Annotated in this window: 25 protein-coding genes; 14 read left to right on the top strand and 11 right to left on the bottom strand. The window is 60.7% G+C overall.

The window, feature by feature from the left end:
• Positions 1 to 128 precede the first annotated feature (128 nt).
• The gene (thiS, locus tag QMG56_RS00435; protein WP_281820505.1) at positions 129 to 1130 is read left to right on the top strand and encodes a sulfur carrier protein ThiS; all 1002 of its coding nucleotides are present in this window, start codon (positions 129 to 131) and stop codon (positions 1128 to 1130) included.
• On the opposite strand, the gene QMG56_RS00440 is transcribed toward thiS, so the two are convergent.
• Both QMG56_RS00440 and QMG56_RS00445 read right to left on the bottom strand, forming a co-directional pair.
• Entirely contained in the window at positions 1127 to 3244 is a 2118-nt protein-coding gene (locus QMG56_RS00440) for a TonB-dependent receptor domain-containing protein (protein ID WP_281820507.1), read from the bottom strand. The genes thiS and QMG56_RS00440 overlap by 4 nt on opposite strands.
• Before the next feature lie 139 nt (positions 3245 to 3383).
• On the bottom strand, positions 3384 to 4352 hold the full coding sequence (locus tag QMG56_RS00445) for a LysR family transcriptional regulator (protein WP_281820510.1): 969 nt from the start codon (positions 4350 to 4352) through the stop codon (positions 3384 to 3386).
• A 224-nt stretch (positions 4353 to 4576) separates the two neighbouring features.
• On the opposite strand from QMG56_RS00445, the gene QMG56_RS00450 reads away from it, so the two are divergent.
• The 4 genes from QMG56_RS00450 (at position 4577) to QMG56_RS00465 (ending at position 7471) form a co-directional block, all read left to right on the top strand.
• Positions 4577 to 4852: an HU family DNA-binding protein gene (locus QMG56_RS00450; RefSeq protein ID WP_230189043.1), complete on the top strand. Its 276-nt coding sequence runs from the start codon at positions 4577 to 4579 to the stop codon at positions 4850 to 4852.
• Between the two features lie 168 nt (positions 4853 to 5020).
• Positions 5021 to 6457, top strand: a complete 1437-nt coding sequence (locus QMG56_RS00455) for a murein L,D-transpeptidase (RefSeq protein ID WP_375713605.1) — start codon at positions 5021 to 5023, stop codon at positions 6455 to 6457.
• A gap of 4 nt (positions 6458 to 6461) precedes the next feature.
• Positions 6462 to 6761 carry a hypothetical protein gene (locus QMG56_RS00460; RefSeq protein WP_230189042.1) on the top strand — a complete coding sequence of 100 codons (300 nt, stop codon included), beginning with the start codon at positions 6462 to 6464 and terminating at the stop codon, positions 6759 to 6761.
• A 44-nt stretch (positions 6762 to 6805) separates the two neighbouring features.
• Entirely contained in the window at positions 6806 to 7471 is a 666-nt protein-coding gene (locus tag QMG56_RS00465; protein WP_230189041.1) for a murein L,D-transpeptidase catalytic domain family protein, read from the top strand.
• A 159-nt stretch (positions 7472 to 7630) separates the two neighbouring features.
• Here the strand turns inward: QMG56_RS00465 and QMG56_RS00470 are convergent, their stop codons facing one another.
• Complete coding sequence (locus tag QMG56_RS00470; RefSeq protein WP_281820513.1) at positions 7631 to 7906, bottom strand: hypothetical protein; 276 nt, start codon at positions 7904 to 7906, stop codon at positions 7631 to 7633.
• A gap of 294 nt (positions 7907 to 8200) precedes the next feature.
• Between QMG56_RS00470 and QMG56_RS00475 the strand changes: the two genes are divergently transcribed.
• Both QMG56_RS00475 and QMG56_RS00480 read left to right on the top strand, forming a co-directional pair.
• Positions 8201 to 8356 (top strand): hypothetical protein, encoded by a 156-nt coding sequence (locus QMG56_RS00475; RefSeq protein ID WP_281820515.1) that lies wholly within the window; start codon positions 8201 to 8203, stop codon positions 8354 to 8356.
• Positions 8353 to 10182 (top strand): hypothetical protein, encoded by a 1830-nt coding sequence (locus QMG56_RS00480; protein WP_281820516.1) that lies wholly within the window; start codon positions 8353 to 8355, stop codon positions 10180 to 10182. The genes QMG56_RS00475 and QMG56_RS00480 overlap by 4 nt, the downstream gene beginning before the upstream one ends.
• 50 nt (positions 10183 to 10232) lie before the next feature.
• Here QMG56_RS00480 and QMG56_RS00485 read toward each other — a convergent pair whose 3' ends face one another.
• The 3 genes from QMG56_RS00485 to QMG56_RS00495 form a co-directional block, all read right to left on the bottom strand.
• Positions 10233 to 11141: a flagellin gene (locus QMG56_RS00485; protein WP_281820518.1), complete on the bottom strand. Its 909-nt coding sequence runs from the start codon at positions 11139 to 11141 to the stop codon at positions 10233 to 10235.
• A 15-nt stretch (positions 11142 to 11156) separates the two neighbouring features.
• On the bottom strand, positions 11157 to 13253 hold the full coding sequence (locus QMG56_RS00490) for a flagellar basal body rod C-terminal domain-containing protein (protein WP_281820519.1): 2097 nt from the start codon (positions 13251 to 13253) through the stop codon (positions 11157 to 11159).
• Positions 13254 to 13323: 70 nt separating this feature from the next.
• Positions 13324 to 14622, bottom strand: coding sequence for a flagellar hook protein FlgE (locus QMG56_RS00495; protein WP_281820522.1), 1299 nt, complete (start codon positions 14620 to 14622; stop codon positions 13324 to 13326).
• Positions 14623 to 14779: 157 nt separating this feature from the next.
• Here QMG56_RS00495 and QMG56_RS00500 point away from each other — a divergent pair, with 157 nt between their 5' ends.
• From QMG56_RS00500 to QMG56_RS00530, 7 genes are all read left to right on the top strand, one after another.
• Positions 14780 to 15184, top strand: a complete 405-nt coding sequence (locus QMG56_RS00500; protein ID WP_281820523.1) for a flagellar biosynthesis repressor FlbT — start codon at positions 14780 to 14782, stop codon at positions 15182 to 15184.
• 9 nt (positions 15185 to 15193) lie between these two features.
• Complete coding sequence (gene fliI / locus QMG56_RS00505; RefSeq protein ID WP_281820524.1) at positions 15194 to 16519, top strand: flagellar protein export ATPase FliI; 1326 nt, start codon at positions 15194 to 15196, stop codon at positions 16517 to 16519.
• Positions 16516 to 16971: a hypothetical protein gene (locus tag QMG56_RS00510; RefSeq protein WP_281820525.1), complete on the top strand. Its 456-nt coding sequence runs from the start codon at positions 16516 to 16518 to the stop codon at positions 16969 to 16971. The genes fliI and QMG56_RS00510 overlap by 4 nt, the downstream gene beginning before the upstream one ends.
• On the top strand, positions 16968 to 17927 hold the full coding sequence (locus QMG56_RS00515) for a peptidoglycan-binding protein (RefSeq protein WP_281820527.1): 960 nt from the start codon (positions 16968 to 16970) through the stop codon (positions 17925 to 17927). The genes QMG56_RS00510 and QMG56_RS00515 overlap by 4 nt, the downstream gene beginning before the upstream one ends.
• Before the next feature lie 131 nt (positions 17928 to 18058).
• A complete protein-coding gene (locus QMG56_RS00520) occupies positions 18059 to 19168 on the top strand; it encodes a sigma-70 family RNA polymerase sigma factor (RefSeq protein ID WP_281820528.1) in 1110 nt (369 codons plus the stop codon).
• Positions 19169 to 19360: 192 nt separating this feature from the next.
• Entirely contained in the window at positions 19361 to 19822 is a 462-nt protein-coding gene (locus QMG56_RS00525; protein WP_281820529.1) for a hypothetical protein, read from the top strand.
• An 84-nt stretch (positions 19823 to 19906) separates the two neighbouring features.
• Entirely contained in the window at positions 19907 to 21151 is a 1245-nt protein-coding gene (locus QMG56_RS00530; RefSeq protein WP_281820531.1) for an XRE family transcriptional regulator, read from the top strand.
• A 20-nt stretch (positions 21152 to 21171) separates the two neighbouring features.
• On the opposite strand, the gene QMG56_RS00535 is transcribed toward QMG56_RS00530, so the two are convergent.
• The 5 genes from QMG56_RS00535 to QMG56_RS00555 all read right to left on the bottom strand — a co-directional run bounded on the left by QMG56_RS00535 (position 21172) and on the right by QMG56_RS00555 (position 24363).
• On the bottom strand, positions 21172 to 21744 hold the full coding sequence (locus QMG56_RS00535; RefSeq protein WP_281820533.1) for a MotE family protein: 573 nt from the start codon (positions 21742 to 21744) through the stop codon (positions 21172 to 21174).
• A complete protein-coding gene (locus QMG56_RS00540) occupies positions 21741 to 22100 on the bottom strand; it encodes a hypothetical protein (RefSeq protein WP_281820534.1) in 360 nt (119 codons plus the stop codon). Before QMG56_RS00540 ends, QMG56_RS00535 begins: the two co-directional genes overlap by 4 nt.
• Before the next feature lie 89 nt (positions 22101 to 22189).
• Positions 22190 to 23200: a flagellar motor switch protein FliM gene (gene fliM, locus QMG56_RS00545; protein ID WP_281820536.1), complete on the bottom strand. Its 1011-nt coding sequence runs from the start codon at positions 23198 to 23200 to the stop codon at positions 22190 to 22192.
• Positions 23197 to 23703, bottom strand: a complete 507-nt coding sequence (locus tag QMG56_RS00550) for a flagellar basal body-associated FliL family protein (RefSeq protein WP_281820538.1) — start codon at positions 23701 to 23703, stop codon at positions 23197 to 23199. Before QMG56_RS00550 ends, fliM begins: the two co-directional genes overlap by 4 nt.
• Positions 23704 to 24015: 312 nt before the next feature.
• Positions 24016 to 24363, bottom strand: a complete 348-nt coding sequence (locus QMG56_RS00555) for a hypothetical protein (RefSeq protein ID WP_281820541.1) — start codon at positions 24361 to 24363, stop codon at positions 24016 to 24018.
• Between the last annotated feature and the right edge of the window lie 26 nt (positions 24364 to 24389).

Below are 24389 nucleotides of genomic sequence, written 5' to 3' on the forward strand. Positions count from 1 at the left end.
CCGGTTGCGGGGACCATGTGGCGATCCCTATATGCCGCCTGAAGCACTTTCCCCGCGGACGGTGTAGCGCCTCGTGTCGCGGGAAGTCGAGACACGTTTTGCCTCATACTATATGCAAGGACAGGCCATTGAGCGTCGACGGCACCATTTCCCTCCATGTAAACGGCGAGCATCGCCGCATCCGGCAAGGCATGACGCTGGCCGATCTGGCCAATGAACTGGGCCTGAATCCGGAAAAGGTCGCGGTCGAGCGCAATCTTGAGGTCGTGCCGCGCTCCACGCTGGCGGACGTGCTGGTCGAGGATGGCGATGAGCTGGAGATCGTGCATTTCGTGGGCGGTGGCGACCATGCGACCGTCAAGGACGATAGCTGGACTGTCGCAGGGCGGACCTTCCGTTCGCGGCTGATCGTCGGCACGGGCAAGTATAAGGATTTCGCGCAGAACGCTGCGGCGCTGGAAGCATCGGGCGCGGAAATCGTGACAGTCGCGGTGCGGCGCGTCAACGTGTCGGACCCCAAGGCGCCGATGCTGACGGACTTCATCGATCCCAAGAAAGTAACGTATCTGCCCAATACCGCCGGGTGCTTTACCGGCGACGACGCGGTGCGGACATTGCGATTGGCGCGCGAAGCGGGCGGTTGGGATCTGGTGAAGCTGGAAGTGCTGGGCGAAGCGCGGACGCTGTACCCCGACATGTATGAAACGCTGCGCGCGACCGAAGTGCTGGCCAAGGAAGGCTTCAAGCCGATGGTGTATTGCGTGGACGATCCGATCGCGGCCAAGCGCCTGGAAAATGCAGGCGCGGTGGCGATCATGCCGCTGGGCGCGCCGATCGGGTCGGGGCTGGGCATCCAGAATCGCGTGACGATCCGGTTGATCGTGGAGGGGACTTCGTTGCCGGTGCTGGTCGACGCAGGCGTCGGCACGGCATCGGACGCAGCGGTCGCGATGGAACTGGGCTGCACCGGCGTACTGATGAACACGGCCATTGCCGAGGCGCGCGATCCGATATTGATGGCAGGCGCGATGAAGTCCGCAGTCGAAGCTGGACGGATGGCGTACCTGGCGGGCCGCATGGGGCGCCGCATGTATGCCGATCCGTCCAGTCCGTTGGCTGGGCTGATCTAAATCCCGAAGCGTGCGGTGATGCGGATGTCGCGTCCGGGCAACGGGGCGTAGTCCTTCAGGAAGCTCGCGTGGCGGCGGGCTTCGACATCGAAGATGTTATTGGCAGACAGCACGATGCTCGTCTGCGGCTGACTGGCGAACGGCTTGAACGCGAGCGAAGCGTTGACCAGCGTGAAACCGCTGGTTTCGGTTTCGGTGGCCGCCGTGCGGTTCTGCGCAAAGCTGTGCTCGATTTCCGCGCGGCCCGTCAGGGCGTCGCTGGCCATTTCCAGACCGCCCAGCAAGCGGAACGGAGGTATGCGCGGGGCAGGGCCGGACCCTACGACCGTGGCATGGACATAATCCGCGCCGCCATCGAAGTTCAGCGCATAATTGCCGACCTGCGCCAGCTTGACGGTGGCTTCGGCTTCCAGTCCGTAATAGCGCGCCTTGGCCTGATTGTTCTGGAAGCAGGGGAAGTCGAGCGGTGCGCCGCCGTTGACGGTTTGACATACGCTGTCGTCAACGATGCTGTCGTAAATGTAGCCGTCGAACCAGTTATGATAGCCCGATAGAGACACCGTGTAGCCCGGTCCCTGACCGCGCAGCGTGCCTTCTATCCCCCAACTGCTTTCCTTGCCGAAGCCCGGATTGCCCAGTTCGAAAGCCTGCGTGCCGGCGTGATTGCCGCGTGCGAACAGCTCCTCCGCCGATGGCGCGCGCTGGCTGCGCGAAAGATTAAGGCCGAGACGCCAGCCGGGGATGATTTCATGGCTCGCGCCCAGCGATCCTGACAGCGCGTTGAAACTGCGGTCGTAGGCGGGGTTGTCGAGATCGGGATCGGCGACAGCGCGCAATATCGTATGTTCGAACCGCGCGCCGGCCTCGATGCGGGTATGCCCCAGATCGAGCGACTGGAGCGTGAAGACACCGAATTGCTGCGTTTCGTTCTTGGGCAGGAATTTCTCCTCGCCCACGACATTGAAATCACGGATGAACATCTGCGCGCCGAATGCACCGTCCCAACCGCCGCGCTTGGCCTGTACGAACTCAAGACGGGATTCGAGCGACTGGTTGTAGAATGTGGTGCCGACCGCGCCGGTATCCTCGATTTCCTGATGCTGATAATCTGCAAATCCTGCGCGTAGGCGGATGCTGTCGAGAAAACCGCCGCCGGTGGACACTTCGCCGCGGAGGTCGGCACGGGTTTGCTTCATGTGCAGGCGGACTTGTTCGGCTTCGCCATCGGGATCCAGCGGGTAGCGGACTGGGACGCCGTAGAAATTGTCGATATGATTGACTGAAAAGCCCAGATTGCCGCCCTCAGTGATCAGCGCAGCGCCGCCCGCCACTTCCCAGCTTTCCGCGGCGCTGTTGGGGAGTTTGCCGCGAAGGTTGGCGAGGTCCGCGATTTCCGGGTCGCTGCTGGCAGCGGCCTGTTTGCGCAAGTCGGAAGACAGGATGTAGCTGCCGGTGTCGAGATTGCCGGTCTTGTTATACGTGCCGTCGAAGTGGACGACGAACTTGTCGCCCAGCGGAACCTCGACCTTGCCCGAAACCGTGCGCTCATTGGCGGCGGTGCCATAGGTGGCTATGCCGTCGATGTGGATCGGTTCGTCCGGGATACGGCGGGGAATGCGGCTGTCGATGACGTTGACGACGCCACCGATGGCCGACGATCCGTAGAGCAGCGCGGCGGGGCCACGCAGCACTTCGATGCGTTCGGCGGTCAGCGGATTGATCGCGACGGCGTGGTCGACGGAGGTGTTGGACACGTCGAAGCTGCCGATACCGTCAGTCAGGATGCGGACACGCTCGCCCTGAAAGCCGCGCAACACGGGGCGCGAAGCGTTGGGGCCGAAGGACGTCGCTGATACGCCGGGTTGCCGGGATAATGTTTCGCCGATGGTGGTTCGCAAGCTGCGGGTCAACTCCTCGCCCGTAACTACGGAAGTGCCGGACAATATGTCGCCCTGACGGCGGGGGATGAGAGCGGTGACGACGATATCGGAGGGGCGGGCGTCATGATAATTGCCCTGGCCGCTTGCATCGACCGGTGCCTGATCGGGTTGCTGGGCATAGGCCGCGGGAATTACGAAAAGGGCGGAGCTGGCAAGCAGAAGCGAACGCATCATCTGGGGGCAATCTCGACTATCGGAGGAATAATGCTGTTGCCTAACGCATAATGATACAACATATCAAGTGATACTGTGTAACATTTGTGCGATGCAGCGTTTTGTTCAACGGATGGTCGCGAAAAACCTCTAACTATCCCTACCTGAACAAATATTCAGAAAGCGCGGAGACGATATGATCGTCTTGCGGTGCGGTACGGACTGCCTGTCGGACGTCGATTGCGGGCAGCGGAAAGGCCAGGGGCAGTCTACGGATGCCGTCCATCCGAGCAAAATCGCGCGCGAGAGGGCCAAAAGCGGCGAAATAGCCCCGTCCTTCCCTGACGGCTAACATGATGTCGAACAGATTGTCGGTTTCCAGAACGGGATCGATACGCTCTATATGCGCGAGTGATAGCGCTTCGTCGATCATCGGGCGGAGGCTATTGTCTGGCACCAGCATGATAGGCGCGATTCCGTGGAGATCCTCCGCCATTACGCTCTCCAGTGCGGCGAGGGGGTGGGCGTCGCCGATATAGATAGAAAGCTGCTCGCTCCACGCATAACGCGATGGCCAGCCTTCCGGTGCACCCAAGGCATAGAAATACGCGATATCGATTCTGCCAGCGATCAACCGGGGAATAGCCTGGGCAGCGTTATGGGTGTCCAAATCGAGCGAAATGACCACATCGGCGTTCGTCTGCTCGAACGCAGTCAACGCATCCTGAAAATGGCTGAATATGGCGGGGTGAGCGGCTACCGTTATAGTCTGGCGCGCGGACGTTTCGACGACGGGTGCGTCTGACCGGTCCCTCGATTGTACCTTGGCAATGATTGCGGATGGCGTAGGCGCAGGGGCTGGGGTCGGGGCGCGCGTATCCTGCCAATTCTCCGGTGCTGTTTCCGACAGCATTTGCATGGCTTCGACGGTCTTGCGCCCCGCCTCCGTCAGCGTTGCGATACCCCCCGTGCGATCGAACAGTCGATGGCCCAGCCGCGTTTCGAGCGCGTCGATTTCGCGCTCTATGTCCGACGGCAGCAGGTCGAGATCCCGCGCGCAATCGGCGACGCTGCCGGACGCAATCATCTGCGCGAAAATATCGAGCTGGCGCAGGGTGGGCGTTATCATCGCACGACATTAGGGGAAAAGCCGCAATGGGTTAAGCGGATTGTAAGCAAATGCGCGCGCGGTACGGGCAATGTCGTGTTAAAAACGGCCACCAAGACTGCAAAATCAGACCGGCGAAGCAATAAATCGCATGAAGTGCAGCGTTTTGGGCGTTCTGAAGGTGGACCTGCCCTTTGCATGGCGCTATGCCGCCTGTTCCATTACTACAGGAAAGAGCAAACATCATGAACAATAGCGATCTTGCAGACACCATTGCTGCCGCTCACGCGCTCAGCAAAACCGACGCGCGTAAGCTGGTCGACGGCGTGTTTGCCGCCATCGCCGATGCCGCTGCGAAGGGTGACGAAGTCTCGCTGAACGGCTTTGGCAAGTTCAAGGTGAAGGACACGCCTGCGCGCGAAGGCCGTAACCCGGCAACCGGCGCGACGATCCAGATCGCCGCTTCCAAGAAGCTGTCCTTTGCACCGGCCAAGGCCGTCAAGGACAAGCTGAACGGCTAATCCCTTTCGGGTTTACCGCGTACTCAGGAACGGGCGCTCCCTTGCATATAGGGCGCGCCCGTTTTTTGTTGGGTCGAGGTTGCGCCATCCCGTTCGAAGACGAATAACTGTGTCGCATCGCTAAATCACGGTTTGATCGCGGCGACAGATACGCTATCTGCTGACGTCATGCGCAATTCGATATCTCATTTTGTCCTTTCGGGCCTGACACTTGCTTTGAGCGGCGGTGCTGTTCCGGCGCTGGCGCAGGCCCCTGTTTCGATCCTGCCACCGCAGATGTCGACGACCGTGCCACCGCCGGTCGTACCGACGGCACCGCTGCCCTTGCCCAAGCTCTCTTCGGCACAGACGGCGTTTCTGACCGAGTGGCTGGCGGGTGGTGCGGATCAGGGGCTGACGCAAGCGAAGGAGAAGGCTGCCGCGCCCAAGGGCGATGCTCTGGTACGGGCCGTGCTGGACCGCGCGAGCGCGCTGTATCGCGGGCGCGTCGACACTGCCGATTTTCTTGAGGTGTGGGCATTGCGTCCGGCCGCTTACGATCCCTTGCCCGGGCTGACTCAGGCTGTTCAGGCCGATCGGCTGGCACAGTGGACTGCCAGCCTGACACCGCGTTATGCGGGGTATGAAGCGCTGAAATCCGGTCTCGCAAAATACGAGGATATTCGCGACGCAGGCGGATGGCCTGTGTTGAGCGCGGAATCGACGCCGCAGGCGATCCGTGCGCGCTTGTCGATCGAAGACTCTTCGGTCACGCCGGACGAGCCGCTGACCGCAGCGATCCAGAGGGCACAGCGGCGCTATGGCCTCAATCCCGATGGCCGGATCGGCGGGCGGACGCTTGGCGAACTCAACGTGCCGGTGCGCGAGCGCATCGGATCAATCATGGCGAATATGGAACGGTGGCGCTGGCTGCCGCGGTCGCTGCCTGTCAACCGGGTGCAAGTGAATATCGCCGCTGCGGTGCTGACGGTATTCGAAGGCGATGCGCCGGTGACATCCATGCGCGCTGTGACGGGCAGCCCGACCAACCAGACGCCGATGCTGACATCGAACATTCATTCCATCGTGGTCAATCCGCCCTGGAACGTGCCAAGCTCCATTGCCAAGCGCGAATTGTGGCCCAAGGGCCGCGCGGCGCTGGCACGGGAAGGCTACAAGATCGTCGGCACCCCCGAAACCGGCGAGCGCATCGTGCAGCCTGCTGGGCCCAACAGTGCGCTGGGTCGGTTGAAATTCGATTTCGACAATCCGTTCGCAGTGTATTTGCACGACACCCCCGCGCGCGCGAAGTTCGCAAGCTATGACCGACTGGCCAGCCATGGCTGCATCCGGTTGGAAAAGCCGGTGCCGCTCGCCGAATTGATGGTGCAGAGCGATCCCGCGCTGGCCGGGCAGGTGCAGACCCTGATCGACAAGGGCAAGACACAGCGTGTGCAATTGCCCAAGCAGGTTGCCGTCTATCTGTTGTACTGGACGGCTTTCGCCAGCAGCAACGGCACCATGAATTTCCGCGCCGATCCCTATGGCTGGGACAAGTTGCTGGCCGAGAAGATCGAATCCTCCAGCCGCCGCGCGGCTACCATAGCCATTGCATCGAAGGACTGACCCCATGCGTAAACTTGCTCTCATCGTTCTTGCCGGTGCGTTCGCGCTCAGCGCTTGCAACAGCAAGCCACCCGAAGAACCGCAGACGACCAACAACATGATGGAAGTGCCCGAGGAAGAGATCCCGGCCAACGAAGCCGAAACCCCGGTTGAAGTGCCCAACAACAGCGCCCCTGCAGTTGCGCCGCCGGTTGTCTCGCAGGATCAGCAGACGCTCGACGATGCCGACGCTACGGGCCTGACCGCGCGCCTGCCCGACGATTCTGTCGGTGTACCGACGAACCAGACACGCCAGACCGATTGAGTGGGTTCTTGGACCGTTAAGACATCGGCCCTATATTGGTAGTTATGAATCGTCGCGAATTCGCCAGATATGCTTTTGCCGGCGTCGGCTTTGCCGCGCTGTCGCCGTCCATGGCCGGTGCGGCCATCACGGAAGTGTTGAACGCTCTCCCGCCGCCAACCCCGCCACCGTCGAAGGTTTTTCCGGCGGGGCTGGGTACGCGGTTCAGCCGTCAGTTGCTGGATCGTGCCAAGGCGGCCTTGGATGCGCATAAGGATGCGTTCGAACTGCGCGACCGCGTTGCGCTCGCCGATTTCAGCGAAGCATCCAAGGATTTGCGTTTCCATATCGTCGACCTGATCGGCGGGCAGACCAGTTCCTACCTCGTGGCGCACGGTCGTGGCTCCGATCCTGCACATTCGGGCTGGCTGCAGAGCTTCTCCAACGTCCCCGACTCTCTCGCCACCTCGGCAGGGACGTACAAGACCGGCGAAATTTATCATGGCGTCCATGGGCAGGCGATGCGGTTGATCGGACTCGATCCGCTTAACAATAACGCCGAGATGCGCGCTATCGTGATCCACGGCGCGGATTACGTGACCGAGGAACATATCGCTAAATGGGGCAAGGTCGGGCGCAGCGAGGGCTGCCTTGCCTTGGCTCCGCATATGCTGCCGCAGGTGCTGGGCCTTCTGGGGCCGGGGCGGATGGTGTACGCGGATAAGGTTTAGGCGTGCGCGACGTTTTCGGCCTTCTCTTCCCTTCGAGTCTCCGTAAGCCGCAACCTGATACGCCGACTATGTCCCGAGGGCCGCAACGCACTTAGGGAATGGCTGGTGACGGCCCTCTTACGGTATTGCCATCCTGTATCGGACGTTCCGGCACCGCCATCATGCCATTGCGGAAATCTCGACTATCAGGACGTCGGCCACGTCTTTATCCTGCGCGCGCGATGCGTTTGTCAGCAATGTTCGGAGCTGGGCGGCATTTACGGGCATCTGGGTCGAAACATAGAGACGAGAGAACTCGATTAGCTCCGCGATGAGTGCGGCGCGCAGTTTGGGCTCTCGTTCAGTTAGCCCTGCAAGAGCCACATCGCTGGCTGCCGACATCACCACCGACACGTGCAACGCCCCTTCGATACGATCGGAATTGATGATCGGCACTATGATCGGTTGCAAAGGGAGAAGCTTTGGCGGCGTTTCCCGCGCTACTGTTTCGCCAGCCGTGGCTGGAACCACTGACACAGCCAGGCTGGCTGCGGCAATCGATATAACAGCCTTTCTGATATTGGTGCTGAAAATGGGTCGAACTCCGTTGGTTGCGGACCGTTTGCCGCTGCTACTCCTATAATAGAGGATCGCCAGCCAATATTCGGATATTCGATGAGCAGAGACCAAAGACCAGCTCGCCCGGTAATAATCGATTCCGGGGCAGCAACCGGCAACAGCCCGCGTGAAATGGAATCTGCTGCCGAGAGCGTAACCCGCCAAGTCGAAACGCCGACTGTGGCGCCGCCGCGATCCAACGCACTCATGTCCGCTCTGTTCGTGTTTGCCTGCATCGTAGGCGCGGCGTGCACGGCGGTCATGCAGTCATTGTGGACCCAGCCATGAAGGCGCGCGTCGCACTTGCGATATCCGGTGTTCTGATAGTGTCGGCGGCGGCCCCTGTGCCAGCGCCTTTGGTGGAAAAGGTCGCCCCTCTTCCGCATTCGACCGATACGCCGCGGGATGGTGCGCGAGGATGGACATCTGCGCCCCGGCTTCCCCCCTTTGGGCCGCGCTTGTCGGGGCTGCCGGTCATTTCCGCGCCGCAAGGCTGGCGGGCAGCGAGCAGCCCTCCAGGTTGGGGCGGGCTGATTGCAAGCCAGCCAGCGACGCGACAAGCCGCACGATGGGCCTATGCAACTGGCCAGATTGCATCGGGGCGCGGGGCGGAAGCATTGGGGGCACTGGATATAATGCGCCAGGATGAGCCTGATCTCATGCTTGTTCCTGCATATCGCCTCGCGCTGGGCGTCACGCTTGCGATGCTGAACCGACCGGCCCCCGCACTTGCTGCGCTGGCCGACGCATCGCTCGCCGCCAATAGCGAAGCCTGCGCATGGCGAATGCTGGCGTTGGCAAAAAGTGGCATGGCCCCGCAGGCGCTAGGGCAGTTTCGGTGCGCGCTCTCCGCACTCAACGCGCGACCGGTCGCGCTGAGAGCGCCGTTTCTTCTGGCTATTGCCCGCACGGCCGCCGATATGGGGCATCCGGCGCTGGCGGTCCAACTGGTCGCTGCGCTGCCCGTATCGGACCCGTCCGCCAATCTGTTGCGAGGACGGGCTGCGTTCAAGCTCGGTGACCTTGGGCGAGCGATGGAACTCATAAGTGAAGCACGCAAAGCCGGCAGTACGGAGCAGCGCTTTGACGCGGACATCAGTTTGATCGAGATCGCCGCAGCAAAAGGAAAACTGGATGGCCCGGCCACCAATCTTCTGCGCGAGATACGGTTTCGCTGGCGCGGGGGCGATGTGGAGGTGCGTGCGCTACGCCTCAGCTACCGCATTGCGCGTGAATCGAAAGACCTTCGCGCTACGCTGGAAACCGGTGGGACCCTATCCCGCTATTTCGATGGAGGAACGGATCGCGCAAGCCTGACCGCCGAGCTTCAGCAGACGCTGACCGCTGTCCTGTCGCCCGACAATCCCATGCGCCTGGAGCAGGTCGCCGGCTTATATTGGGAATATCGCGATCTTGCGCCGGCAGCGGCCGATGGCGATTTGCTCGTATCCCAGTTGGCGGACCGTTTGCAGAGCGAGGGACTGTACGAACGCGCAGCCGAGTTGCTTGACCATCAGTTGCGCTTTCGTACGCGCGATATTGCTCAAGGGCCGCTTTCCGCCCGGGTTGCCACGCTGTTCATCCTCGCCGCAAAGCCCGAGCGGGCCTTGTCTGCCATTCGCGATACCGACGGAAATATATACCCCGATGACATGCGATGGGACCGCAATCGGATGGTCGCCGTCGCGCTGGATCAGATCGGACGGACAGAAGAAGCGATGGCCGTGTTGCAGGACGTGCCCGATGGCGCGGCGATCCGTGCAGAGATCGCATGGAAGCGGCACGATTGGCGGACGTTGGCCGCAGCGCCCCTGCCAGCATCGCCGGGAAATGCGCCGCTGAGCGACATCGTTCAGGCGCAGTTGCTACGCCATGCTACTGCGCTCGCCATGATGGGCCGCGAGTCCGACCTGGCTGCGCTGCGCGCACGATGGAGTGGCCGCTTTGCCAATCTGTCCACAGGTACGGCTTTTGCGGCTTTGACCGCTGCCGTGGGGGGCATCGATACTGCAACCTTGAGCGCGGCGATGGCGGCCATCCCCTCGGCCAGTCCGGCAGGGGATATCGCCGATCTTATCGATATGGCACCGAATGTCGTCAAGCCGATGGGATAGGCGTAGCGCTGGCAGATATTGCACTGCCAGTCGGAATGAACCGCTAAGGTCTACCGAAGATAGCTGGCCAGACTGAGGCTGGAAAGCTGCGCGAAAACCGAATAGCTGGCCTGCAGCATCGTCTTTTGCTGGGCGAGATCGATAGCGACCTGGCCCAGGTCGGCATCCTCATTGCCGTTGATAATACCGTGCAACAGAACGCTGCGGTCGCTCGCGCGTGTTGCGAGGGTTTCGGTTTGCGCTTGCCTGCGTCCATTCTCAGCATTGACGGTGCGTAGCTCGGTAAGCCCGGTATCGATCTGGCTGGCTGCCGCCGACAGAGCATCGAGCTGTGCGGCAGTGGGCGGATCGCCGATCGTGCCAGCGCCAGCGAGCGTTTGAAACGCTGCATAGAGACCCGAACCGATATCGCTGGCGGTGACGCCATATTGGACATCGACACCGTCCGCGGCCCGGACCGTGGCTTTTACGGAATCGTTGGCAAAGGCAGCAGCGGCAGGCATAGCTATCGTGTCGGCCAGCGTGACAGGAAGAAACGGAGCGCTATCGGTCTGCGAACCGCCGAACAATGACGCGCCACCGTCCGTGGCGTTGAGCGAGGTGCGAAACTGATCGAAAGCGGCGGCGATGCTCTCTGAAAGGCCGGGGGATCGTCGGGTGCCAAGCGCCGTCAGCAGATCTTTCTTCAATGTGCTCGCCGCCGTGTCGATCGCGCCGATGTTGATGTCGTTCAGCGAAAGCGCGGTGCCGACGCGCGTGGCCACGGTGGCATAGGCGTCTTGCTGCGCCAGCAAGGAGTGGGTCGAAAGATTGCGAACCGCCTGCGTACCGAGCGAAGCATAGTCCGCAGCCTTTTTGCCGGTGGATAGCTGCGTTTGCGTGGTCGCCAGCAATTGCTGGGAATGCTGGATCGCGGCAGACATTGTGCGCTGAAGTGGAATGGTGGCGACACGGGACATTGTGGGTTCCTAATATTAGATCATGGCAATCAGGGTGTCGTACATCTGGCTGGCGGTGCTGATGACTCGCGCCGACGCGGAATAGCTGTTTTGCAGCACCACCATCTGGGCCAGTTCCTCATCGATGTTGACGCCAGAGAAGCTGTCACGCCGGTTGACGGCATCGTCGCGACGCGCGGTTGCGTCCGCGAGCGATGACTTCGCCTGCGCCGCTGCCGAACCCATCTTGCCGAGCAGTTGGGCCGTGAACGCTGCGGTTGTAGTGACCCCGTCTTTACCAAGGTCGATTTGGCCGGCTAACTGGTCGCGAAATGTGGCAGCCCCACGAACATCGCCCACGCCCAGCGCTTTTCCGCCCACCGGGATACCGAACTGGAGCTTTGCCAGCCCGAGTTTGCCAGCGTTGGCAAGGATATCCGGGCGGACCCCGGCGGTGGAAATACCGCTGGATGCGCCCGTGAGTTGCGAGATGACCGAAAAGGAGCGCCCGCTTCCCAGCCGATCTGTCGAGTCCGAGGGTATCGTCAGCATGGCGCCGACCACATTGGGTTTGGGTTGAAACTGGATACGCCCTTTGTCATCCATCGCGAAGTTGCCGAAGCCACCGATCGGACTGGCGTTCAGTTCCGTGACGAGGTCGCCGAAGGTCGGTCCTGTGGACGCGGTCATGGTGTAGCTGGTCAGCGCTCGCCCGGACGAATCGCGCAAGATGATTTGCGTGGACTGGCCCACCGCGAAACCGTGGGCATCGGATGGCGCGAACCCAGAGGGCACCAACGGGCTGTCGCTGCTGCGCACAAGGTCGTTCATGCCGAAATATTGCGAGATGCCGACGCCTGCGCGATTGCTCGGTTGAGTTGGATCCTGTGCAATCACTACGCCGTTTCCTGCGCCGTTTGCCGCTATCGACAGTATGCCGCCGACGAACGACGCAGTGGCGCTGCCGCCAAGGCCGGTATTGATCGCAGCGATTGCATCGCTGACGGTCGCTGTGGGCCCGAGCGCAGAGAAATCTATTGTGGCGGACGCGACGAGAACACCGGTCGATTTGGTCACGGCAAATGTCGCGGAGCCAGTGAAGCCGAGTCGATCGGTGCCTACCAACCCGGATTGCCGACCGACAAGTTGCGCGGGCGGTGGAACAGTCGTGCTCTCGTTCGAGGCCGCATTCAGTGTCTGGGCAACGCCGGTGAACAGTACCCCCAGTTTCTCGGTGAAGTCCGGCAATGCCCGGTCGCGCAAATCGAGCAGGCCACCCAGCTTGCCACCCACTGCCGCTGAATCGATTTTGTCGCCGGTAGCAGCGCCCGCTACGCCATTGGCATCGGCGAAGCGCAAGGCAATGACTGGAAAAGCCGGCTGATTGCCGCTGGCGTTGGAGACGGGCAGCGAGAGTTGCCGCAGTCGACTATCGAGCAAGGGAATGCCCGATGCGGTATCGATAGCGATACGGCCGTTCGGTCGCTGGCGGACGGTCAGCTTCATCAGTCCGCTCAGTTCCTCGATCGCCGACATGCGCTGATCTGCTACGCCAGCCGAACTGCGCCCGCTGCCGTCAAGACGGGTGACGCTGACGTTCAGGTCGTTGATCCGCACCAACAGGTCGTTGATGCGCGTGACCGATTGCCCGACTTCCGACTGAACGTCCGACCTCAACGATGTGACGTCGGACATCAATTGATCGATCGACGTGATGGCATCCTGAACGTTGGCAGTGAAGTTTGCCGCCGTCTGGGCCGATGTTTGCGTGCCTGTCATGGCAATAGCGGATGCGCTGATCGCGTCGATCCGGGACGGCAGGCCGAATTCAGCCCCTGGGGCGCCGAGCAAGGATTGCACACGGTCGAGATAGGACGCCGTTACATCCGACGCGCCCATATCTCCGGCACGCTGATACACTGCAGCTTCGAGGAACCGGTCCGCAATCCGGCTCGGTTCGCCCACTGTTACGCCATTGACCAGTCCGGCGGTTACGCCCGTGGTCTGGGCCACCGTCTGGCGTGCGTAGCCGGGCGTGCCGACATTCGCGATATTGTTGGATACCGAGCGTAGCCCGGCCTGCGACGCTGCCAGCCCGGATATTGCCGATGACATGATTTCGTTCAACGACACGCTGGCAATTCCTGTTCTTTACGGGATGTCGGGTGGAAGCGTGCCTCCACCCGGTGGTCACATCATTGTGTTATCGTTTGAGTGCGTTGATTTCCTGCAGCATCTCATCGACAGTCGCCACGATCTTGGAAGACGCGCTGTAGGCACGCTGGAAGCGGATCATGTTGGTGAACTCCTGTGCCAGATCTACCGTCGAGGCTTCGAGCGTTCCTGCCGAAATGCTGCCCGTACCCAGCGAACCGGGCGCATTGATGGCCACGCTGCCGGACTCGTCGGAGACGTTGTAAGCGTTGCCGGGCAGGCGGGTCAGGCCGTCCGGGTTCTGGAAACTGGCAAGAGGCAATTGGTAGACTGCGCGCGCAGACCCGTCATCGAATATCGCGCTGACCAGTCCGGTGTCGGAGATTTTGATCGATGCAACGCTGCCCAGAAGTCCGCCATCTACCGTCGACGACAATAGTGCTGAGGTGCCGCCGAACTGGGTCAAGCCGTCGAGCCCTCCGTTGGTGCCCAGGCCCATCTCGATCGGGCTAGCACCTGCGCCATTGGTCCACGTGGGTGTCAGGGCAGAGAACATCCCGGGATCGGACGCAGTGCGATTGAGGCTGCCGTCACCGTTGAACACGATCTTGCCGCTGGCGAGGAGGCCACCGGCTGCCGTCACGTCGGTTGCGGGGGTCGCGTAAATTTCGCCGACCCAGGCGTTAGGGCCGGTTTTGAGAAAGGCGACCGTGACAGCATGGGTGCCGCCCTGCGCATCGGCAATATCGACAGGCCGGGAGAACTGCGGAGCGACCGTCCCCGACGCCATGTTGCCGGCGACATAAGTGCCGGTAAATGCAGCGGCGGTCGAATCGAGGTTGGCACGCATCTGCAGCTTGCTTGTTGCGGCAGCAGTGCCTGTGAGCTGGCTTACCCGTACCGGCGACAGCGTGTTCAGATTACCGGTGTTTGCGTAGGCACCCTGCGCATCGAGCGGCCAGCCCTGAAGATAATAGCCGCCCGAATTCTTCAGATAGCCTTCGTTGTCCGGTGTGAATGAGCCGGCCCGTGTATACGCGATATTCCCCGCCGGACCCGAACTGTCGCGGGTGACGAAGAAGCCCGACCCCTCGATACCGATGTCGGTCGTGCTGCTGGACGCCGTGAGCACGCCTTGCTTCGACACCAAAGAGTGGGTCACGGCCGCGACACCGCCTGCCGAATATTGGGGAGAGTTTCCGTCGGGCACCATCGTACGGAATTGCGCGTCGGCGCTCTTATATCCGACGGTATTGATATTGGTGATGTTGTCGGCGACGCTTGCCATGGCAGTAGCTTGCGCGTTCAGGCCGGAAACGCCGGCGAACAAGGCGGAGTAAAGGCTCAAGGATAGTCTCCAGGACAAATGACATCGCCAAGGCGGCAATCTTCTCAATTGTAGGATGACCGCGGAACATAGCCCAACCCTTGGCCAAATTTATTCGCAGCAGCCCGTGTTTCCAAGTCCCTCCTATAATGAAGGAAATGACATGGGGTTCTGAACGATGACACTTCGAATTACATTACGCGATGGCGAGCCGATGATCGTCAATGGTGCCGTTTTGCGCTCGATCGGACGCACGGAATTATGCGTCGAAAACAATGTGACGTTACTGCGCGGTTCGGAAGTCATGTCACCTGAGCACGCCACGACGCCCGCGCGCAGGCTCTATTATAGCTGCATGCTGGCCTATATCGATCCAGATGGCGCGGCTGGACATTATGACGACATCGACGGTTATCTCGCCGGGTTGGTCAATGTACTGGAATCGTCCGAAGCAAAGGCCGCCTGCGCAAGTTTCGCGCGCAAGGCAGCCACGTCCGATTTCTACCGCGCTCTGGCAGATTGTAGGGCCTTGATCGAATATGAAGCGGACGTGTTTGCACGCGCCGAACTTCAGGCGGTTTGAGCGTTACGCATGCAGGTTCTGTCCGCCGCCGCACGCTCTTTGCGTACGCTATCGCCAGATCGGCGCTTTGGGCGGGTGGTCGGCGTGCGAGGGGCAATGATCGAGGTCGAGGGGCTGGAGGGCGCCGGGAGTATCGGATCGCACCTCACCGTGACGGCCGGTAACGCCAAAGTCACCGCCGAGATTACCGGGCTGGAGCGCGGCGTGGCACAATGCCTACCCTTCAGCGATCCACAGGGCGTTTCATCCGGATCGCGCGCGGATCTGATTTCCGGGCAATTCGTCGTGCGGCCGTGCGATGCCTGGCTGGGGCGGATGATCGATGGCCTTGGCATCGCGATCGACGGTAAGGGCGCGCTGCCCAAAGGCATGGATCCACGGCCGATAAAGGCAGCTCCGCCGCCAGCGGCCCAGCGTAACAGACTAGGTGCAAGGATAGGCACGGGTATACGTGCGCTCGACATTTTTGCGCCGCTGTGCACCGGGCAGCGGCTCGGACTGTTCGCCGGTTCCGGCGTCGGCAAGTCAGTGCTGTTGTCGATGCTTGCACGCTGGACGGCTTGCGATGTCGCAGTGATCGGCCTGATCGGTGAACGCGGACGGGAAGTGCAGGAATTCGTCGAGGACGATCTTGGCCCCGAAGGTCTTGCGCGCAGTGTAGTGGTGGTGGCCACATCGGACGAACCGGCGTTGATGCGCCGACAGGCGGCCTGGACGACGCTGGCGGTTGCAGAGCATTTCCGCGATCAGGGTTTGAACGTTCTGTGCCTGATGGACTCCGTTACGCGCTTTGCCATGGCGCAGCGTGAGATCGGCTTGGCAAGCGGAGAGCCTGCGGCCACCAAGGGCTATACCCCCACGGTGTTCGCCGAATTGCCGCGGCTGCTTGAGCGTGCGGGACCGGGGTTGCCGGGGCAGGGGTCTATCACCGGGCTGTTCACCGTGCTGGTCGATGGCGACGATCATAATGAGCCGGTCGCCGATGCGGTGCGCGGCATTCTGGACGGCCATGTCGTCATCACGCGCCGTATCGCCGAACGTGGGCGCTACCCCGCTATCGATGTTCTGAAGTCGGTGTCGCGTACATTGCCTCATGCGCTGACAGCGGAGCAGAACGCTTTGCGTCTGGCGGCGCGGGAGATCCTGTCGACCTATGGCGACATGGAAGAGATCGTCCGCCTGGGCGCGTACAAATCCGGTGCGAGCCTGGAAGTCGACCGGGCGATCCGCCTCGCGCCGCAGATCGAGGCGTTACTCAAACAGACCAAGCATGATTGTGGCGACCTGACTGAGAGCTTCGCGGCGCTCAGCACAATTTTGGAGGATGAAGTATGATCACTCCCTATGATGCCGCGCTACGACTTCGTCGGCGTGAGATTGACGATGTACGCATATCGATCAGCGTCGAGATCAATCAGATGGTGGTCATCGATCAGCAAAGCGCGTCAATCGACGCGGCGGTCAGTGAGGAAACGGCACTGGCGCATGCGGACCCAACCCTTTCGGCGCACAGCTTCGTCGCAAGGATGCAGTCCCAGCGCGAATTGTTGAACCGCGATCGCAGTTTTTGCGATGCGAGGCTCGCTGCACTTCGTGCGCAGGCCACTGAGGCTTATGGATCGCTGCGCGCTTTGGAAAGCGTAGCAACGCGGCATCGCGACGATGTCTCACGTGCTGCAGCTATCGCGGAACAGAGCCAGATCGACGATTTTTCAACCGCTCGCTTTGCACGGGCCATGGCCCAGGCGCGGCAGAGGCGCGAAAGCAACCGAAAGATCGGTGCATGATCAGTCTTCCTGAACTGAACACTCTTGCGCCAGCTCAGAAGGCCGCGATCATCTATGCCGAAGCACATGGCGAGGTTGCCACACGGCTCTGGCGCGCGGCTCTCGGCAGCGAGGCAAGCACAGATACGCGGGATACGGCGACGCAGATATCGGACACGCCCGGCTTCAACCTGCAGGCGCTGCTATCTCTGCTTTCCTCGCACAGCGACGTAAGCGCCCCACAGCCCAGCGCGATATTACCGCAGAACACCATCCCCAAGCCAATCGATCTGCCGCCTGCAGTTCCGGTGGATATTGTTGGATTTGGCGAGGTCAAAGGGCTTGGCCCCAATATCCGCTTTGGCGACGCGCTGGTTGCGGCGGCGCGGCGCACAGGTATTCCCGCCGCGGCACTCGCCGCAATTGTCGATGCCGAAGCCGCAAAAGGCGGCGATGGAAGCTGGAAGACGGCGTCGCGCAACCCACGGTCGAGCGCCGCTGGGCTGGGTCAGTTCCTGGCAGGCACCTGGCAAGGCGAGGCCGAGCGACCGGGAACATGGCTGCATGGCATCGCAACCAGCCATGGATGGATTGGCGGCGATGGCCGCATCCTTCCGGCTGCGCGATCATCGCTACTGGCCCTGCGTTACGATGCCGCCACCTCGATCCATGCCACCGCCGATTATGCGCAGCGAAGCGTCGCGCAGTTGAAAAAGGCTGGCATACCGCTTGATGAAAATGTGGGTACGGTCGCCCGGGCGGCCTATCTGGGCCATCACCTTGGCGCGGCTGACGCGATACGTTTCCTCAAAGGGGGGCTGGGTAGCGGGCGTGCGAAGTTATTGCTCGACGCCCAGGTCGGTAGCGCCGCTGCCAACCAGCGCATAGCGCAGGCTGGGGATGCGGCAAGCGCGCATCGGTCGTGGCTGCTCGACTATGTCAACAGGCATGTCACGCCGGCAAGGTTCGCCGCCTGAAACCAAAAATATAGGATAGTAGGTAATCGTACATATAGGACAATTTAGGATATGTTATTGGTTCTACCCCAAAACGGTTTGAAGAAGGCGGTTGCAAAATCTCTGCCTTCCTTAATTTCTGGGGGTGCTACATGTCTAAAACTACCATCGAACTGGAAGCTGCCGTCGCCACCGTTATTGCGCAGATGCCTGCTGCAGGGGGTGTGCCCACCGCTCGCCAGCGCGCCGTTATCGACAAGGCGTTCGTTTCCATCCTGAAAATAATCGCGCCACGCATCCGGCACTTCATTCGCCAGTATGGCCTTAGCTCCCATTGGGAAGATGCAGAGCAGTGCTGCGCCATCGCCGTTCATCGTGCAATTCAAGGCTATGATCCCACCAAGGCCCAGTTCACAACCTTCGTAAACTGGCAAATACGGGGCGAGTTACAGAGCCTGCGCTTTCGGTTGATGACGGATCAGCGCCCGTCGGCGAAAAAAGTCGATGCGACCACTGTGTCGCTTCATGCCCTGACGTCGAACGCTGACGGCGAAGAAGCGATGCTCGATTCCATTCTGGAAGATGAAGGCGCGCTGGCGCGCACTGAAGCAGGGGCTTCCAACTATCTGGCATCGGGGGCTACACAGTCGCTGGTCGAGGAATATATCGATCATCAGCGTGCCGCCGGCATCGAAGCGCTCCGCAAGCGCCCTCGGCCAAAGCGCATGGCGCGCCCCGAACCCGTCGATCACAGTGCCGCTATGCTGCGCCGCCCGCGTACCCACGGCGTTTGCCCTGTCGAACTGGAGAAGCTTGAGCAGAGGCTCCTGCGTGACAAGGGGATCATCGAGCGTCGGCTTTTCGATATTACAACGCTCGATACAGTTGGCAGTGAAAACGGCGTTACCAAAGAGGGCGTCCGACAGATTACCAAGCGCGCCACGCGCAGTATCGCCGAACTGGCCGCCACTCATCCGCGCTTTGCAATGATGGCCGAATATCGCAAACCCGCTGTCATCGCCAAACGCAGCCGTAAACCCACAGTGCGCGTGCTTCCTACTGCTACCGACAATACGATCCTGCCGAAGATCGGTCAGCCGCACAACACTCTGTCGCGCGTGGTCGCGATTGCCCCTCCCTCGACCGAGGAAATGCAGTCGACATACCGGAACGAGATCGAGTCGATCATCGGGTCGGAATCGATAACCGGCGGCGCAGAGAATTTTGCTCCAAACGGTCAGGGCAGTTCGGCACGGCATTGAGAGAAGAATCTGGGATCGCAGCGCTGACGCTGGCATGCAAAAGCCATACTGGGCGAAGCGTTGCGGTCTCTCATTCTTCTATAATGAAACATGAGCGATTCAAAAAAAGCATGCCTAAAGGCTTCGACGGATCAAGCACCGTCCTTTTGTTCTGGGAACTCAGTACAAGGTTCCGGCAGTTCGCCCTCTGACATGGCCGGCATTGCCCAACGGTTTGTAGAGAATGCCGGGCCGCTCCTCATCGCCAGCCGGTCTTTGCTGATAACGCTTACGATGACGGTCGATCCCACCCGCCCCAATAATGTGAGGGCGTATTATTGGAACGGCAAAGGCCATTTAAGAGCGCTTATGCCCGCGCTTCGCTACATGGACAGATCGTTAGGGCGTTCGCTGACAGCGTTCGAAGGGGCAGGGCGCATGTTGCTGGACGATCTCTTACAGAGATGGCCCGTAAATGCCTGCCCGCCTGCAATTGGGATCGTGACCGACGGGAGCGGAGTGGCCTTCTCCCGCGATCACCCCTCGCCAATGCATGCCGACTGGTTGACCATGCATCTGGGAGGGCGGCGTAAGACCATAGATTTGCTGCCTTGTTCGCCAGACGGATACTGGGCGCGCCTGATAGCTCCTATCAAAAGCCAAGGCATCCATTGACGGATATTGTATTTTAACTAACCATCCTATACAAAATGCGAATTGCGTTGCGCGATCTTCACAGCTTTGCATTGGAAATACGGGATGGCTCGCTCTTTTGGCACGGATGTGACGACTTGCAGCCCCCGACCGGAGGTGCTTGCCGGGTCAGACGATAACGAAGACACTCCGGTATCGAGCCCGTCGCATACGGTTCCCGCAGAAATAGCGCTCGACCGCTATCGCGCCGTTATCTTTCCCAACCGCATCCGCGAACAGCGTCGCCGCCGCGGCTATCAGAAATTGATGGCGCTGAGTGAGCAACTGCCGGAAATTCCTTACATCAGGCTTTCGAAAATCGAGCGGGGCGAAGTCGCTGCGCGTGCGGATGAGCTTCAGCAGATTGCCCGCTCGCTGGATATTGCGCCTTCAGAACTGTTGACCGATGTCGCTGCGCCAGGTTTCGATATGGCTGTCTGGGCACAACCCTTTCAGGACGGTCGTCTTTGGGTGCCGGAAGAAGAGCGCGTTGCAGTAATACTTGCCGCAGCGTTGCGAACATTGCGCAACAAAGATCGCACGCTGACAATTGCCGCACTCGACGAAGAATATGGATTGGCCCCTGTCATTCTCTCGCGGCTCGAGAATGCATACAGGACGCTGAATCGCTGGAATCGCGAGACCATCGCCACGCTATGCCGACTGTTCGATGTTGTCGATGAAGCAGCGCTGCGTGAGAAAATTGCCGCGCAGTATCTGGGCGGTGAGCTGGATGCCCATGTCGGCCGCATTGCCGATGCGCAAGACAGGATGCGCCGAACGCAACAGCGGATCGCAGCGTTATCGGCAGAGCTTGGGCTTGCTTCCAGCCGGTCGCGTAAAGGCGGGCGTGCACCTCTTTCGAACTCCGAAGCGGAACAGCGCGTCGGCGGCGGCCGTGCAGATGAGCCGGTTGCAGACCTGCCATCGCCTTCTGCCTCCGACGTGCGAAAGTTACCTGTTTATGGCGCACCATTGCCGGGTGGGTTGATCGCAGTAACCAAGCCCGATTCAACGATTGCGTCGTCGGTGTCGGCAGGTCCGCGTGCCTATGCGTTACGGGTGTGCCGTGCGACATTGGGAGCCGGCCTGCCATCAGGCGCGGTGGTGGTCGTGGATCCGGACAGATTTCCTGTCGCGGGCAGTCTTGCGGCGATCCGTAGCGACGATGGCCATCGGCTTGTAACCGTCACCTTCGATCGCACCGGCGCGACCAAAGGCTATAGCGTTATGCCCGATATGGAAATCGCGCTCGACGATCTTGATCGGGCCGACGTGCACGCGGTTGTGGCGGCGATTTTTCCAGCATAGCGTACGCTGTCATGGCCCCTTCAAGAAGCCGGACGGCGCTTGGTCGGAAGTGGCGCTGACGGGCTGGCGGCAGGTTCCTTGACCTTCGGCGTCTTGCGAGCGAGAGACATGCTGAGATCCGCCGCACCGCCGGGCGTCATCGCGGCAAGGATCATTGCAGTCGAGCGGCCTCGCATCCGCTGGGCGACTTTCATCTGGACGTCCATATCCAACTGCTCGAATACCAGCGCCGCTTTGGCGGGTTTCATCGCCTGATAGATCCTGGCCAGATCGTCATATTGTTTACCTTCCGCCGCGGTTGGGCCATCCGGTTTTGAGGCCGCCGATGCGTCAGCCTGCTTTTGTCGCGCAAGAAGATCCGCTTTGATACGTGTCTCGGCAGCGCGCGTAACCTGTTCGCGCAAGTCCAGCGCTCGATTGCGACGCACCGATGACTGATCGCGCGTCGCAAGGTCTTTCTTGATCGCAACCCCCAACCGGGTTGTCGGTTGTTCTTGCTCGGACGCCGGGGCGGCCAGGCTGACCGCGTGCGTGACCATCGAAACCATGGCAGTGGCTGCAGTCAGCAATAATAGTGACGGACGGCCGATCATACGGCCGATTCCGTCAACTTGCGGGTTTCCGTCTGCTTGGAAGATCGCGGCGTTTGCGGCACTTTGGGACGGGAACGGGGTTTGGACGAGGGTTGCGCCTGCGACCGGGTTTTTGCTTTTGCTGCAACATTTGGTGTGGCCTTGCCGACGGCATCCACGATCCGTTCGGCGACAGCATCCGCAATTCCGGCCATAATGGTTAATTCTTCGCGCATTTCCGTACCGGTGGCGATAACGCGCGCATTCGCAGCGCAATCCACGCGTAGCGTTTCGCGCAAGTCTGCCAAAACGGTGCGCGCTTGTATGGTAGAGGCGTCCAGGGCGATGATCATGGCCCCGAAATCGTCGCTCTTCACTGTCCTGAGGCAGCGCATCAGTCTGACGCTCTGGATCAGAACGGCGGTGCAGAATAGCATCGTCATAATATTGGTGAATATGGAAAAGCTCATCGCGCGATATCCTTGAACATGTCGGCTAGCATCCGAACCGCGATATTGTTGCGTCTTTGCCCGATTTGGGCGCGACCCAGTGTGATTCCTCCGGACTGAAGCTCGAGAGGATCGTCCGGTGAAATGTTCAATGCGAAAGTCTGCCCGACTTCGAAGTTTCGCACTTCCTGAAGTCGCAGCACCTTCTGGCCAAGCACAACGTCAATCGTAAGCTCGGTCTTTCGCAGCTCCGTCGCCATGTGCTCTTCCCAGATATTGCCTCGCCCAGGCGTCTGGCCCATGAAGCGCTGAAGCAGCTTTTCGCGCACGGGTTCTAGAGTGGCATAGGGGAGCAGGATGCTGAACTTGCCCCCGCGTCCCTCCATATCGACACGGAAGGTGGCGACGGCGGCGATGTTCGTGGGGCTGGCGATTGCAGCGAAACGCGGGTTGGTTTCGATCCGCTCAAGGACAACGCCGATCTGATCTATCGGCTCGAATGCCGTTGAGAAATCCGCAAGGGCAAGTTCAAGCATTTTGGCAACCAGCGTCGTTTCGATCGTGGTGAATGCCCGGCCCTCGATGCGGACCGGTCCACTGCCGCGCCGTCCGCCCAGCAACGCATCCACGACCGCATAGATCAGGCTGGATTCAACGGTGATGACTCCGTAATTTTCCCATTCCGGTACGTTGAACACGCCGATCATCGCCGGCAATGCAAGCTGCCCCATAAACTCGCCGAAACGGATCGAGGTCAGTTCCTCGAGGCTGACATCGATCGCGTCCGACGTCAGGTTGCGCATGCTGGTGGCAAAACTGCGCACCATATGTTCGCAAACCACTTCCAGCATGGGGAGCCGTTCGTGGCTGATAATCTTCGATTCGATGACAGCTTTGAGGCCGCTCTTCTTGGTCAGAGGCGCATTGCCTCCGAACATCGCGTCGATACTGGCCTGGTCGAATTCGTCACCGTCACCCAACGCCATTTGCGGGGCCGGGAGGTCGAAATCCATGAAATCGTCGCTCATTGCTGGATCAAATCCTGAATGAGTATGTCATTGACGGCATCGGGCCCCATCGCGCCTTGTGCACGCACCAGCATTTCCTCCTTGATACGGAAGACGGCAGCCGATCCGGCCAGATCCTCGGGCCGCAATTCGCGAAGGAACGGCTGAAAGGCGTCAACGATCAGGGGCAGTTTGGCTTTGATCTCTTCGCCCTTCACAGCAGAAGCAGGAACGAAGGTGAAGCGGATCTTGAGGAACCGCGCGGCTCCGTCCGCGCCGCGCAAGTTCACGACCATCGCGGGCGCCTCGACATAGGTTGCAGCGCTTTCCTCATGGACTTCCGCCTCGGGCTTCTCCTCACCAGCAGGGCGTAGCAGGACGAACGCAGCGCCACCCCCCACAAGCAGTATCGCCAGGATGCCACCCACTATTATAATCAGGCGCTTGCTGAAGCGTGGCGGCTTGACGGGCGGCGGAGCGTCTTCGTCGATCGTCGCTTCGGGTTCGGATTCAGATACTGACAACGGGAGCCCTTTCCTTGCGGCGTGGTGTCGGAGGAATTCCCCTGTCGAGCACCATCCGCTGGTTTCTCGTCTATTATAGGAGAGCGAGGCGGCAACTTCTGCCTAGTGCCTCTCAACCGCAGATTATTCCTGGAGCCGAGACGAATGGATATCTCCACTTATGTACTGCTGAGCCACGAGCAGGCGTTGCGGCGAAGGCTGGGTTGACAGAGCCATCATTTTCCTCGGCATTCAGGCGTAAATATTGATGCCAAGGCGCAGTTTGGCCTGGGATCACTCTATTATAGGATAGAAGCGGGTACCGGCGCAGCATTAAGCGGTGGGCAGGCCAACGCAATGGGCGGCGGGCGCGATGGCTTCGTCAGTCGCATCGACAGCGGCCTCAGCGCAGCGACCACATCCTATATTGCGACGGCAGGCGACGATCAGGTCGACAGCGTCACGTTTATGAATGGCGCACTGTATGTGGGTGGCCGCACGACAGGGGCGCTCGATGGTGCGCGGCGCGGGTCCGTCGATGGCTTCGTCAGTCGCATCGACATAGACACTGGCGCAATCCAGCGCAGCAGTCAGTTCGGTCAGCCCGATAAACGTACCGAGCCGGTGCGGATATCGGCGGCAAGTGGCGGCGACACTGCGCTGGGTGCGCTCGGCCTGCATCGTGGCGCGCTCAATCCGGAAAGTTC

Origin of the sequence: Sphingobium sp. BS19, from assembly GCF_027925545.1 — a bacterium.
Lineage (GTDB): Bacteria > Pseudomonadota > Alphaproteobacteria > Sphingomonadales > Sphingomonadaceae > Sphingobium.

Excerpts from the sequence above, each read along its gene's own strand:
- QMG56_RS00440 (WP_281820507.1), bottom strand. The coding sequence starts at position 3,244 with ATGATGCGTTCGCTTCTGCTTGCCAGCTCCGCCCTTTTCGTAATTCCC.
- QMG56_RS00445 (WP_281820510.1), bottom strand. The coding sequence starts at position 4,352 with ATGATAACGCCCACCCTGCGCCAGCTCGATATTTTCGCGCAGATGATT.
- QMG56_RS00450 (WP_230189043.1), top strand. The coding sequence starts at position 4,577 with ATGAACAATAGCGATCTTGCAGACACCATTGCTGCCGCTCACGCGCTC.
- QMG56_RS00455 (WP_375713605.1), top strand. The coding sequence starts at position 5,021 with ATGCGCAATTCGATATCTCATTTTGTCCTTTCGGGCCTGACACTTGCT.
- QMG56_RS00460 (WP_230189042.1), top strand. The coding sequence starts at position 6,462 with ATGCGTAAACTTGCTCTCATCGTTCTTGCCGGTGCGTTCGCGCTCAGC.
- QMG56_RS00465 (WP_230189041.1), top strand. The coding sequence starts at position 6,806 with ATGAATCGTCGCGAATTCGCCAGATATGCTTTTGCCGGCGTCGGCTTT.
- QMG56_RS00475 (WP_281820515.1), top strand. The coding sequence starts at position 8,201 with ATGGAATCTGCTGCCGAGAGCGTAACCCGCCAAGTCGAAACGCCGACT.
- QMG56_RS00480 (WP_281820516.1), top strand. The coding sequence starts at position 8,353 with ATGAAGGCGCGCGTCGCACTTGCGATATCCGGTGTTCTGATAGTGTCG.
- QMG56_RS00485 (WP_281820518.1), bottom strand. The coding sequence starts at position 11,141 with ATGTCCCGTGTCGCCACCATTCCACTTCAGCGCACAATGTCTGCCGCG.
- QMG56_RS00500 (WP_281820523.1), top strand. The coding sequence starts at position 14,780 with ATGACACTTCGAATTACATTACGCGATGGCGAGCCGATGATCGTCAAT.
- fliI (WP_281820524.1), top strand. The coding sequence starts at position 15,194 with ATGCAGGTTCTGTCCGCCGCCGCACGCTCTTTGCGTACGCTATCGCCA.
- QMG56_RS00510 (WP_281820525.1), top strand. The coding sequence starts at position 16,516 with ATGATCACTCCCTATGATGCCGCGCTACGACTTCGTCGGCGTGAGATT.
- QMG56_RS00515 (WP_281820527.1), top strand. The coding sequence starts at position 16,968 with ATGATCAGTCTTCCTGAACTGAACACTCTTGCGCCAGCTCAGAAGGCC.
- QMG56_RS00520 (WP_281820528.1), top strand. The coding sequence starts at position 18,059 with ATGTCTAAAACTACCATCGAACTGGAAGCTGCCGTCGCCACCGTTATT.
- QMG56_RS00525 (WP_281820529.1), top strand. The coding sequence starts at position 19,361 with ATGGCCGGCATTGCCCAACGGTTTGTAGAGAATGCCGGGCCGCTCCTC.
- QMG56_RS00530 (WP_281820531.1), top strand. The coding sequence starts at position 19,907 with ATGGCTCGCTCTTTTGGCACGGATGTGACGACTTGCAGCCCCCGACCG.
- QMG56_RS00535 (WP_281820533.1), bottom strand. The coding sequence starts at position 21,744 with ATGATCGGCCGTCCGTCACTATTATTGCTGACTGCAGCCACTGCCATG.
- fliM (WP_281820536.1), bottom strand. The coding sequence starts at position 23,200 with ATGAGCGACGATTTCATGGATTTCGACCTCCCGGCCCCGCAAATGGCG.
- QMG56_RS00555 (WP_281820541.1), bottom strand. The coding sequence starts at position 24,363 with ATGCAGGCCGAGCGCACCCAGCGCAGTGTCGCCGCCACTTGCCGCCGA.